Annotated in this window: 10 protein-coding genes; 6 read left to right on the top strand and 4 right to left on the bottom strand. The window is 45.6% G+C overall.

What is annotated here, in order from left to right; genetic code table 11:
• Nucleotides 1-24 precede the first annotated feature (24 nt).
• The 4 genes from AM279_RS09985 to AM279_RS09970 form a co-directional block, all read right to left on the bottom strand.
• Nucleotides 25-1,107 (bottom strand): bifunctional 3-deoxy-7-phosphoheptulonate synthase/chorismate mutase type II, encoded by a 1,083-nt coding sequence (locus AM279_RS09985; RefSeq protein WP_054407822.1) that lies wholly within the window; start codon nt 1,105-1,107, stop codon nt 25-27.
• Nucleotides 1,108-1,261: 154 nt separating this feature from the next.
• On the bottom strand, nt 1,262-2,110 hold the full coding sequence (locus AM279_RS09980) for a prephenate dehydrogenase (RefSeq protein WP_054407821.1): 849 nt from the start codon (nt 2,108-2,110) through the stop codon (nt 1,262-1,264).
• Between the two features lies 1 nt (nt 2,111).
• On the bottom strand, nt 2,112-3,257 hold the full coding sequence (locus tag AM279_RS09975) for a pyridoxal phosphate-dependent aminotransferase (protein WP_054407820.1): 1,146 nt from the start codon (nt 3,255-3,257) through the stop codon (nt 2,112-2,114).
• On the bottom strand, nt 3,254-4,111 hold the full coding sequence (locus tag AM279_RS09970; RefSeq protein ID WP_054407819.1) for a prephenate dehydratase: 858 nt from the start codon (nt 4,109-4,111) through the stop codon (nt 3,254-3,256). The genes AM279_RS09975 and AM279_RS09970 overlap by 4 nt, the downstream gene beginning before the upstream one ends.
• A 492-nt stretch (nt 4,112-4,603) precedes the next feature.
• On the opposite strand from AM279_RS09970, the gene gldA reads away from it, so the two are divergent.
• From gldA to AM279_RS09940, 6 genes are all read left to right on the top strand, one after another.
• The gene (gldA, locus tag AM279_RS09965) at nt 4,604-5,509 is read left to right on the top strand and encodes a gliding motility-associated ABC transporter ATP-binding subunit GldA (RefSeq protein ID WP_054410260.1); all 906 of its coding nucleotides are present in this window, start codon (nt 4,604-4,606) and stop codon (nt 5,507-5,509) included.
• A 225-nt stretch (nt 5,510-5,734) separates the two neighbouring features.
• Nucleotides 5,735-7,399: a hypothetical protein gene (locus tag AM279_RS09960; protein WP_054407818.1), complete on the top strand. Its 1,665-nt coding sequence runs from the start codon at nt 5,735-5,737 to the stop codon at nt 7,397-7,399.
• A gap of 101 nt (nt 7,400-7,500) precedes the next feature.
• Nucleotides 7,501-8,475: a ribosome small subunit-dependent GTPase A gene (gene rsgA / locus AM279_RS09955; RefSeq protein WP_054407817.1), complete on the top strand. Its 975-nt coding sequence runs from the start codon at nt 7,501-7,503 to the stop codon at nt 8,473-8,475.
• Entirely contained in the window at nt 8,475-8,927 is a 453-nt protein-coding gene (gene dtd, locus AM279_RS09950; protein ID WP_054407816.1) for a D-aminoacyl-tRNA deacylase, read from the top strand. The genes rsgA and dtd overlap by 1 nt, the downstream gene beginning before the upstream one ends.
• 50 nt (nt 8,928-8,977) lie before the next feature.
• Nucleotides 8,978-10,879 (top strand): DUF3857 domain-containing protein, encoded by a 1,902-nt coding sequence (locus AM279_RS09945; RefSeq protein WP_054407815.1) that lies wholly within the window; start codon nt 8,978-8,980, stop codon nt 10,877-10,879.
• Nucleotides 10,879-12,834, top strand: a complete 1,956-nt coding sequence (locus AM279_RS09940) for a DUF3857 domain-containing protein (protein WP_054407814.1) — start codon at nt 10,879-10,881, stop codon at nt 12,832-12,834. The genes AM279_RS09945 and AM279_RS09940 overlap by 1 nt, the downstream gene beginning before the upstream one ends.
• Nucleotides 12,835-12,862: the final 28 nt, after the last annotated feature.

Below are 12,862 nucleotides of genomic sequence, written 5' to 3'. Positions count from 1 at the left end.
ATGACTTAATTATTTTGCGAAACCTTATTGGTTAATTACCTTTTCCTGGTGGCTGATGCTCTCCTGGTGTATGGCCTTAAAAATATCGATTATAAAATCGTTGCTCAGGCCTTTTTCTGAGCCCTGTGCCGTCATTTTATCAAGAATTTCGTTCCAGCGTTTGTTTTGCAATACGGCTACGTTAAACTCTTTTTTAAGCGAGCCAATCTGTTCGGCAACCTGCATGCGCTTGCCCAGTATCTCAATTATCTTATTGTCATACTCGTCAATATTCACGCGCAGGGCTGCCATACGCTTGTCATAATCGCTGCCGGTGCCGGTTTCCTTACGCACACGCAGGTCTTCAAAAATCTGCTTAAGGCGTGTGGGGGTAACCTGTTGTGCGGCATCGCTCCAGGCGTTATCAGGGTCGGTATGCGTTTCAATAATAAGCCCGTCATAGTTAAGGTCAAGCGCTTGCTGGCTTACTTCCTGAATCATATCGCGGCGGCCGGTAATGTGGCTTGGGTCGCAAATAAGCGGCAGGTCGGGGAATTTATTCTGAAGCTCAATAGCCAGTTGCCATTCCGGAATATTACGGTACTTGGTTTTCTCGTAAGTTGAGAAACCACGATGGATAACCCCAAGCTTTTTAATGCCCGCGTTGTACAGCCTTTCCACACCGCCCAGCCACAGGGCAAGATCGGGGTTTACCGGGTTTTTAATCAGTACAATTTTATCTGTCCCCTCAAGTGCATCGGCAATTTCCTGTACGGCAAACGGGTTAACGGTAGTGCGTGCACCTATCCAAAGTACGTCGATATCATGCTCTAAGGCAAGCTTAACATGGGTAGCATTTGCTACTTCGGTAGCCATAAGCAGGCCGGTTTCGGCTTTGGCTTTTTGTAGCCATTTTAACCCAATGGCACCCACGCCTTCAAACCCACCGGGGCGTGTGCGCGGTTTCCAGATGCCGGCGCGGTAAATGCTAACATCGCTGTCTTTAAGCTCGTGGGCTATTTTTAAAACCTGTTCTTCGGTCTCGGCACTGCACGGGCCGGCAATAACCAGAGGGTGGTCTAACTTAAAATCATCTAACCAGGTGCGGAGGGCGGTACTATTTTCCATATTTTTTATTGTCTTATTATTTTTTATTGTTTTTATTTTCGGGACGATGCCCTGGGCTTTTCCGAGGGCGTTGCCCCCGGCTAATATACGCGACCCTTTCAGGGTCGTAGAATGTTGTTGTTGAGACTGCCAACTGAACACTGATCACTGAATACTACTTAATTCCGTTCAATATATCCTTAATCCTGTTAGTGTCCTGCATTTCGGCGTGAAGCCCGTCAAAATCATCCTGTTCCAGCAATTGCTGAAAGTGCTGCAAATTGGCTATGTACAGCCTTAATGCTTCGGTTACATTGCCTTTGTTTTCCTTAAAAATACTGGCCCATGTGGTGGGTGAACTCTTTGCAAGGCGAACTGTACTGGCAAAACCGCTGCCTGCCATATCAAAAATGTCGCGCTCGTCTTTTTCTTTTTCAATCACCGTTTTGCCCAGCATAAACGAACTGATGTGCGACAGGTGCGATACATAGGCAATATGCGTGTCGTGCGCTACAGGATCCATATATCGTATCCGCATGCCCAACGCACGGAACAGCTCCAGCGCCTTTTCCTGTAGCTTGAAGGCGGTTTTCTCTACTTCGCAGATAATATTGGTCTTGCCTTCAAAAAGTCCGTGTATGGCCGCAGATGGCCCACTAAATTCCGTGCCCGCAATGGGGTGCGTAGCGATAAAATTACGCCTGCGCTTATGGTTTTCAACTGATTTGCAGATGGCGGCCTTGGTAGAGCCTACATCAAGCACAATGGCATCTTCCTTAACAACATCCAGTACTTGTGGCAGCAACGTGGCGATACTGTTTACCGGCGTGGCGATGATAATGCGGTCGGCCAGCTTAATATCGTCAAAGGTACCGGCGTGCTCTATCACTCCTAACAAGAGCGCTTCTTCCACGTGTTTTTCGCTGGCGTCTATACCGATGATTTTCGCATTGGGCAACGCTTTTTTTATATCTAAAGCTAATGAACCACCAATAAGCCCCAGGCCAATTACAATTACATTCATATTAAAACCTGTTAATAGCTTCGGTTATTACTTTTTCGTCTGCGCAAAGCGAAAACCTTACATACCCTTCGCCTGCGCTGCCAAACACCGTGCCCGGTGTTAGGAAAATATGCCTGTCGTATAAAATACTGTCCACATAAGCCTCAGCGTTTTCAATACCTGCCGGTAGCTTTGCCCATACAAACAGCCCGGCGGTGTTGCGGTTGTAGGTACAGCCCAGTTTATCGGCCAGGGTAAAGATAAGTTCGCGCCTTTTAGCATAGGTTGTATTTAGGTTATTAAACCAGTTTGCACTGCTGTTAAGCGCGGCAATGGCACCTTTTTGTATGCCATAAAACATACCACTGTCCATATTGCTTTTTACCTTGAGCACGGCATCTATAAACTGTGGGTTGCCCAGCACCATGCCCACACGCCAGCCTGCCATATTAAAGGTCTTGCTGAGCGAGTTAAGCTCCAGCGCCACATCTTTAGCCCCTTCTGCCTGAAAAATAGACAGGTATTCGTCATTCAGCACAAAGCTGTAGGGATTGTCGTTTACCAACAGTATGTTGTGCTTTTTAGCGAAAGCCACAAGCTTTTCAAACATGGCTTTGCTGCCCTTAGCACCGGTAGGCATGTGCGGGTAGTTGACCCACATTATTTTTACACCTGATAAATCCTGCTGTTCCAAAGCTTCGAAATCAGGCTCCCAGTTGTTGGCTTCGCTTAGGTTGTAAAATACAGGTTCAGCACCTACTAATTTAGTGGCCGATGTATAGGTAGGATAACCGGGGTTGGGTATCAGCACCTTGTCGCCTTCGTTTAAAAACGCCATGCTAATGTGCATAATGCCCTCCTTGCTGCCCATAAGCGGCAGGATTTCGTTGGCCGGGTTATGGGGTACGCCAAAGTGCCTCTCATAAAACGCTGCCATAGCCTCACGCAGTTCGGGCAGGCCCTGGTAGCTTTGGTACTCGTGCGCCCTGGCATCTGTAAACGAGGCTGAAATAGCATCTAACACCTCTTGACTCGGAGGCAAATCGGGGCTGCCAATGCCCATATTGATTACCTTTTTACCTTCAGCAACCATTTGGCGGACTTCGCGCAGCTTGGCGCTAAAGTAGTATTCCTGTACGGCATCGAGCCTTTTGGCAGGTGCTATCATATCTTTCCGTTTTTGTATTCGCCCAATACCTTAAATTGGGTGGTCATCAGTTCCAGTATTGCCTTTGCTTTTTGGTAGTGCTTGTATTTTTCAAACACCACATCCACAAAAAACGAGTATTTAAAAGGCGTTTCGGCAATGGGCATGCTTTGTATCTTGGTCAGGTTCAGTTTGCAGTTATTCATAACATTCAGCATTGTGGCCAGGCTGCCCGGGGTGTCTTCAAGCTCAAACTTTACCGAAGCCTTGTTTATTTCCTCCTGCGGCAGCGCGCTGTTTTGCGTTTTTACAATTACAAAGCGCGTTTGGTTATTCTGTATGTTGTGTATGCTTTCTGCCAGTATTTTAAGCCCGAACATCTCAGCGGCAATGGGGCTGCCTATGGCGGCTATCCCGCTAAGGTTTTGTTGCCCTATGTAACGGGCGCTTTCGGCAGTATCGGCGCTTTCAACCAGTTTTATGTGCGGGTATTGCCTTAAAAACTCCGTGCATTGCAGCAGCGCCATGGGGTGAGAATGTACCTCTTTAATATCGGCCAGCGTTTGCCCCGGCAATGCCATAAGGTTCATGCTGATGTTGAGGTAATGCTCGCCAATAATGTGCAGGTTGTGCTTGTCAATCAATGCATAGTTAGGGATGATGCTCCCGGCAATAGAGTTTTCCAGCGCCATGATGCCCAGGCCTGATTCTTTGGTTACAAGGCTCTTTACCAGCGCCGGGAACGACATGCATTCGGCCAGTGGGGCATCGGTGCCAAACCATGAGCCCGCCACCTGGTGATGGAAGCTGCCCTTTATACCCTGTATGGCAATTTTTGTGGCTACTGCGGTTACTTGTGTTTCGGTTGTTTTCATTTCTTCATTTTCGGGCAAAAAAAAATCCCGATGAAAATCGGGATTATATATCTGGTTGTTTATTTATCTTTTGTTATTACACAGCCATATAACCCCTGTCCTCTTTCCAGAAGAAATAAAAAAAGGTGTTATAAAAAAAGTTTGTGTTCATACGGGCTGTTCTAACTTTTGCTAAAGTAGCGATTATTTTGATTCGTCCAAATATTTTTTGATTTTCTTTTGCATTGGCAAAATTATACCACAGAGATTCCCGGGGGGAGTACAGTTCATTGCGAGCGGAGTTTACGGCGCGCGGCACACGAGGCTAAGCCGAACTGACGAAGTAACCTAAGAAAAGATTGCTTCGTCGTTCCTCCTCGCAATGACGGGACCTGAGAATCTCTGCGTTATAGCCTCTCTATTTTTCTTTACATGATACTTAAAAAGGAGGTTAGCCGTTTTATTGCAACAATTGATTTCCGTTTTACTATTTTTGTACCAAATACACAGGCCATGTCAATAGAGGTTAAAGGCATTTCTAAAAACTACGGCGCACAAAAGGCGCTTGATGCTGTTTCGTTTACCGTAAACAAAGGTGAGATTGTGGGGTTCCTTGGGCCAAACGGCGCAGGCAAAAGTACGCTCATGAAGATACTTACTACCTACATTACTGCTGATGAAGGCGAAGCGCAGGTAAACGGCAACGACGTAGGCATAGCCCAAAAAGCCGTGCAAAAGTCGGTAGGATACCTGCCTGAGCACAACCCGTTGTACCTTGACCTGTATGTGCGCGAGTACCTGGCTTTTAACGCCGATGTGTATAAAGTAAACAAAGTGCGTATTGAAGAGGTTATTAACCTTACCGGCCTTACACCCGAAGCCCATAAAAAAATCAGCGCCCTTAGTAAAGGCTACCGCCAACGTGTGGGCCTTGCCAGCGCCTTGCTTCACGACCCCGAAGTATTGATTCTCGACGAGCCTACCACAGGCCTTGATCCTAACCAATTGGTTGAGATTCGTGACCTGATTAAAAACATTGGCAAAGACAAAACAGTGTTTCTTTCTACGCACATTATGCAGGAAGTAGAGGCTATTTGCGACCGTGTAATAATCATCAACCACGGTAAAATAGTAACCGATAAGAAACTGAAATCATTAGTTAAGGAAGACAAACTGGAGCAGGTTATTGAAGTTGAGTTTGATATTGCTACAACTGCCGAAGCCTTGCAAACCCTGCCTAACCTTACTGATGCTAAAAAACTGGCCGGTAATAACTGGGAGCTAACGTTTAACGCCAAAGAAGATATGCGCCCTGCCGTATTTGACTTTGCGCACGATAACGGCCTGAAAACACTACAGCTTAGCCTTAAGAACAAAAACCTGGAAACGGTATTCAGGGAAATGACCAAAAAGAAATAATATGTGTGGCGCACCCCTGCCGTGGTGGACGGAACAGATTAGCGAAGATGATAAAGAAGAAATTAGCACCAACCTGCCCGATGAAAAGGGTGATGATGAGAAGTGCTGATTTTTAAATGTTTGCTTTTGCAATAAATAATTGTAATGTTAAATTTTTAACGTAATGTTAAAATTTAAAGAATTATTTGTAGTATCGTAGCCGTATTTACCTAAACCAACAAACCAATGAAGAGAACCGGGATTGCGCTAATGGCCGCTTTAGCTTTAAGCTGCCTTTCTATGAACGCGCAAAACAAAATCGAAAAAGTTAATGTTACTTATGGCGAAGAGCTGCCTAACGACAAGCAAAAACTTGTTAACATAATAGGCGAGGCAAACGGCAAAATTTATGGCCTTGCCATGAAAGGAGACAATTATATCCTTAAGATTTTTGACAGCAAAACCATGGCACAAAAATCGGCAAAGGAAATAAAGCTGCCGGAACTTAACGACAAAGAAGTAGATTTTGAAGACATTTACCTGCTAAACGGCAAGCTATATGCCATAGGCAGCGTATACAACAAAAAAGAAAAAATCTTTAACCTTGTGGCTACACCGCTTAGCGAAGACGGTAAGCTGGGCAAGGAAGGCATAACGCTTTTTAAAGCTGAAACCGAAAAGAAAAGCGAGCGTGGCCGTTTTGACTTCAGGCAAACGCAGGATGGCAACGGGTTGCTTATTATGCACTCGTCTATGTTTAAAAAGGAAGATGCCGTTAAATATGAAATCAAGTTTTTTGACGATAACCTGCAAACAGTGTTTTCTACCGTAGAAAAAGTGCAGTTTGATGACAATAAAAGGGATTTCAGCTTTTTTATAGCCGATTTTCAGGTAGCGCTTAACGATGATATTTTTGTGGTAATAAACGAAGGCTACAGGGACAAAAAGAAAAAAGAGCGTGTGGAGCGCTTTGAGGTTCACGCTTATAAAACGGCTAATGGCTACAAAAAAGAGGTTATTGATATAGCCATTAAAGACCAGAATATTGTTAGCTGTGCCATTATACCTACAGATGATGTTTTGCGCCTAACCGGTTTTTACTCTACCGTGCGCGAAAGCGGCCGTGCAAACAGGCAGCTTAGGGGTGTGTATGCCGTTACAGCAGACCTTGCCACCAACAAAACCACAAACGTTAAGTTTAATGATTTTGACTACGAAACAAAGGCTAAGCTTATAGGCGAACGCCGTGCCAAGAAAGATAAAGATGTTGAGCCTATGTACAACATTATACAACATTTTGGCAGGGAAGACGGCGGTATTATTATGCTTAGCGAATACCAGGATGCTACTTACAGCAGCCAGGGTATCGGCATAGGTTCAGTAGGTGTGGGTATGACCAACGTTAACTACATCCGTAATGAGATTATAGTAACATCGCTTGCGCCTGATGGCTCTCATGAATGGAGCAATGTACTGCCTAAACAGCAGGATGCAGCAGCCAGCACTATGTATGCAGGCCTTGCCTTTGGTGGTTCTGCGGGTGGCAGCTTTGCAGTAGGCGGTACGGTGCGTATTCCTTTTGCACAGTTGGGGCAGGGGCCGGAGTACCTGGGCGCATTGCCCATTTACCGTAACGGAGAGCTTAGCGTGCTTATAAACGACCATGTTAAAAACAAGGGTATTATAGATATTGAAGAAATCAAGTCTATGGGCAACTATAACAAGAGTGTACCCTCTTTATTTGTGTTTGATAAAACCGGTAAAATTACCCGTAAAGATCCTGAAGAGGCCGTTAAAAACAGCCTTATCATTAGGCCGGCCATAAGGCACCGCAAGAGCGATAACGAGTTTATTATATACTCATCGCTTAGAAAAAGCGATAAGCTGGGCCGTATGGTGCTTGAAGATTAAGCCTGTGCCTTACCCATAAACAATAAGGGCTGCCGTTAGGCAGCCTTTATTATTTATAGTCCGGATGGCAGGGTTTCATATCCTATCACTATCTTTGCGGCATGACAGGGCTTGTATATAAATCAACAGGAAGCTGGTACACCGTTAAAACGGAAGAAGGCGCCGTATTTGAATGCCGCATAAAAGGTAAATTCCGCATAAAGGGCATTAAGAGCACCAACCCTGTTTCGGTGGGCGATGTGGTAGATTTTGACCTTGAAGAAACTGCCGATGCCGTTACCGGAACCATTGCCCACATACACGATCGTAAAAACTATATCATACGCAAATCAGTTAACCTCTCTAAGCAGGTGCACATCATTGCGGCCAATATAGATACCCTTTTTTTGCTGGTTACCATAAACAACCCTGCCACCACCACCAGCTTTATAGACCGTTTTCTGGTTACTGCCGAGGCTTATGGCATAGAGGCGGTTTTGGTATTCAATAAAATCGATACGTTTGACGATACCATGCTGGATGACCAGCTGTACCTGCAATTTATTTATAGCCGCATAGGCTACAAATGCCTGCGTGTTTCTGCCGTGAGTGGAAAAGGCATTGATGAGCTGCGCAACGAGATGAAGGGTAACGTGAGTATGTTTAGCGGCCACAGCGGCGTGGGCAAAAGCACACTGGTTAACGCCCTGCAGCCCAACCTTCAGCTAAAAACAAAAGAAATAAGCGAGCAGCACAGCCAGGGGCAGCATACCACCACGTTTGCTGAGATGTTTGACCTTGATTTTGGCGCTAAAATTATAGATACCCCGGGTATTCGTGGTTTTGGTGTGGTAGATATGGATAATGACGAGCTGGGCGATTATTTCCCTGAGTTTTTTGCCCTTAAAGACCAGTGTAAGTTTAACAACTGCCTGCATAAAGACGAGCCGCACTGCGCCGTTAAAGAAGCGCTTGAAGCCGATGAAATAGCCTGGAGCCGTTACCGCAGCTACCTGCAAATGCTGGAAGGCGATGAAGAACATTACCGTACGGATAACTATGCCGATGGTAAAAATATAGAAGAGGAGGAAGACTGATGAGGGCAGTAATTCAGCGGGTAAGTCATGCCTCTGTTACAATAGGGGGAGAGAAAACAGCCGATATACAAACCGGACTTTTGGTGCTTTTAGGAATTGAAGACGCCGACAGTAAGGAAGATATTGACTGGCTGGCTGCTAAAATTGCAAAACTGCGCATTTTTGGCGATGCCGATGGTGTAATGAACCGCTCTGTTCAGGAAGCCGATGGCGATATTATTGTGGTAAGCCAGTTTACCCTGCACGCCCTTACCAAAAAAGGCAACCGCCCCAGTTATATTAAGGCTGCACGCCCTGAAGTTGCCATACCGCTATATGAAGCTTTTGTTGACCAAATGGAGGCTGAATTAGGAAAACCCGTACAAACCGGCAGGTTTGGTGCCGATATGAAAGTAGCGCTTTTAAACGACGGCCCGGTAACGATACTTATCGACACGAAAAACCGCGAATAAAATTTTTGTTTTTCCCAAAAAAAATTACTTTTGGAGCAAATCTCTTTAACATGCATTTAAGATTTCTCCTCGTTTTATTTGTGCTGAAAAGCCTTACAGTTTCGGCACAAGACGACTTTAGTTCGGCTTCAATACCAAAAAACCTTACCGAAAATGCCAATGCCGTGGTGCGTTTTGACCAAACGGATATTAATATCCTGAAACGCAATAAAATGGTTATTAAAACCCGCAGGGCCGTAACCATATTAAACGAAACCGGCATGCGCTTTTTTGATGCCGCCGAAGTGTTTCGCCCATCGAGGGAAATTAAGGAAATAGAAGCCCTGATTTATGACGCATCGGGCAAGCAAATCAAAAAGTATAAGCGAAAAGACTTTAGGGAGCACTCGCTTTCAGAAGGGGCTTATATTGTAGAGGGCAAGGTGCTTGAGCTGGATTATACCCCTGTTGCCTACCCGTTTACACTGGTGTTTACCAGCGAGGTAGAAACCACCAATACCGCCTTTATACCACAGTGGTCGCCCGTGGCAGGCACACTTGCAGGCACACAAAAATCGGGCATCAACATTACCTGGCTGCCGGAGCTGGGCTTTAAATTCCGCGATTATAATTTTACCGATGTTACCCTTGCCAAAACCGAAGGGGCTAACACCCTTAGCCTTTCGGCAGAAAACATAGCTGCCATAAAGCGTGAGGAATATTCGCCTGCATTCTATAAAATGAAACCTTATGTGCTGTTTGCGCTTGAAAAATTTCACCTTGAGGGGGTAGACGGCGAGGCACAAAGCTGGCAGGCGCTGGGCAAATGGATGAACGATAACCTACTTGCGGACACTGACGAACTTACACCCGAAACACAGGCCAAAATAAAAGCCCTTGTGGGCACTGAAACTGACCCGCTAAAAAAGGCGCGTATAGTGTATAACTATGTGCAGTCTAAAACGCGCTACGTGCTTATTGCGCTGGGTATAGGCGGCTGGAAACCCATGCCGGCGACTGATGTAGACCGCCTGGGATATGGCGATTGCAAGGCGCTGAGCAACTACACGCGTGCGCTGCTAAAGGTGGTGGGCGTAGATGCTTTTTGTGCCGTGGTGTACAGCGGAGACGACCGCCGCGATATGCGCGAAGATTTTGTATCGATGCAGGGCGACCACATGATACTGGCCATTCCGCAAAAAGACGGCATTGTGTGGCTGGAGTGTACCAGCCAGGTGGCTCCGTTTGGCTTTCAGGGCGATTTTACCGATAACCGCCTTGTAATGCTTATTAAGCCCGAAGGCGGCGAGATTGTGCGCACCCATGTTTATGATACCAAAGGCAACAGCCAGGCCAGTACCGGCAGCTATAGCATAGCCGAAAGCGGCGCCATTAGCGGTGAGGTGCACATAGCATCGCGCGGGTTGCAGTATGGCAACCGCTACCGTTATGAAACCTTTTCGCCCGATGATATGGATAAAATGTACAAGCGCCGTTTTAATAATATCAACAACCTGAAGCTTACTAAAACCGGGCTTAAAAACGATAAAGACGGGCTACAGCTTGACGAAGATATTTTTATAAGCGCCGAGAGCTATTGCAGTAAAAGTGGCGACAGGATTATTTTCCCTATAAATGCGTTTAACCAGCTTAGCAGCGTGCCGCAACGCTACCGCACGCGCAAAATGCCGTTTGAAATATCGTTTGGGTTTTATGATACCGATGAAATTACAGTAAACCTGCCCGAAGGCTTTAACCTTGAGGCTAAGCCTGAAAATGTGAGCATAAGCGACAAATTTGGCGAATATAAGGCCGAATATGAGTTAAATGGTACCGGCCAGATTGTATTTAAGCGCACCCTGCTGCTTAAGGAGGGAGCTTATGGCAGTGCCGAGTATGAAAACTACAGGCAGTTTATGGAAAAGGTGTCGCGTACTGATAATGCCAAGGTTGTACTTGTAAAAAAACAATAATGCTGAAAAAAATAATCTCCTTACTTGTTGTTGCCCTTGCAGCACATACTGCCATTGCACAGGATTATGTAAAGCCCAAGGCGCCCGGTGTTACCGTAGCCGACCTACAGGAACAACAATCGCCTATAGACAGCACTGCCGCTGCGGCATACCTGTATCGCTATGGAAATACGTATTATATACTTAATGGCAACTATTGGGAAATGGTTACCGAAGTATTTACCCGTGTAAAAATTTATAAAAAGGAGGGCTATGATTATGCCAACCTTGAGCTTGATTATTATTCGGGGGGCAGGAAAGCCAGGGGCAAGTTTGAAAATGCCGTTACCTACAACTACCAGGAAGGTAAAATTGTAGCCACCCGCGCTCAGGATGAAAGCGCCTTTGAGCAGGAACTTAATGATGATTACAGTCGCCGTACCATTACACTGCCTAATGTTAAAGAGGGCAGTATAATAGAGTATTCAACAAAAATTACCACGCCGTATTTTGGCCACCTGGAAGACTGGTATTTTCAGTATGATATACCGGCCGTTAATGTGCAGTATGATATAAGGATACCCATTTATTTTATATACAACGTATACCTGGTGGGCTATGTAGATGTTAAGTCGGCAGAAAAGCCGCGGCTTTTGCTTAACACTACTACCGATACCAATGAGTTTTTTTATACCTATAAAGCCGCTAACGTAAAGCCCTTTAAAGATGAGGCGTATGTAAGCAATAAAGAAAACTTTATTGGCAAACTGCAGCATGAGCTTTGCAAGGTGCAACTGCCGCACCAAACCATTCAGAACTATGCCACTAACTGGGAAGATACATCGCGCAAAATTTTTGGCCGTGACGCTTTTGGCCGTGAGCTAAAGCAGGACAGCTATTTTAAAGACGACCTGGAGGCGCTACTGGCAGGTATACAGGGCGATGAGGCAAAAATGCAGGTGGTATTTAAGTATGTGCAAAACCGCATGGTGTGGGATAAGCGCCACGGCTATATATGTGAAAAAGGGGTTAAAGAGGCCTATAAGCAAAAACTGGGCAATGTGGGCGATATAAACCTTATGCTTACCGCCATGCTGCGCGAGGCGGGGCTTGATGCCAACCCGGTGGTGGTTAGCACGCGTGAACACGGTGTGGCGCAGTTTCCGTCAATGTATTCTTATAACTATGTTATAAGTAGCGTAAAGCTGGCCGATAAAACTATTTTGCTTGATGCCACCAGCAAGTATACCTCACCCGGTATACTGCCCACAAGAGCGCTGAACTGGAAAGGCAGGCTTATTAAAAAGAACGGCGATAATGAGGAAATAGACCTTATGCCCAAAACAAACAGCCGCAAGGCCATAACTATTGTAGGCACTGTGAGTGCCGATGGTACCCTTACCGGAAAAGCCCGCGACCACTACCTGCAACAGCGCGGCTATGGCTACCGTGAGGCCTATGCCGAAATGAATATTGACGATTACCTGGCCGAATTTGAAGGCGAATATCCCGGGCTTGAGGTTAGCGATTATAAAATGACCGGCCAGGATGAGCCCGATAAGCCCCTTGTTGAAGAATATGCCTTTGTGCACAAAAATGTGGCAGAAATTATAGGCGATAAGATATACATAAGCCCTATGCTGTTTTTTACCGAAAAGGAAAGTCCGTTTAAGGCAGAAAAAAGGGAGTACCCGGTAGATTTTATTTACCCCAGGGAAGACAGGTATGCCCTTAGTATTACCATTCCGGACGGTTATACCGTGGCATCTTTGCCTAAGGCGTTAAATATTGGCATGCAGGAAAACCTGGGCAGCTTTAAGTATATCCTGGCCCAAAACGGAAATGTGGTGCAGGTGTCTGCGGTAATAACCATTAACTATGCCAGTATATCGGCAGATTATTACACCGTGCTGAAAGACTTTTACAGTAAAATGATAGAAAAGCAAAATGAAAAAATAGTGCTTATAAAAGCATAATAAAACCAACAATTATTAAATACCACCT

The organism is Flavobacterium akiainvivens, from assembly GCF_001278115.1.
Taxonomy (GTDB): domain Bacteria; phylum Bacteroidota; class Bacteroidia; order Flavobacteriales; family Flavobacteriaceae; genus Flavobacterium; species Flavobacterium akiainvivens.
The sequence above is the reverse complement of the archived record's forward strand: the minus strand, read 5'-3'. Positions and strand labels throughout refer to the sequence as shown.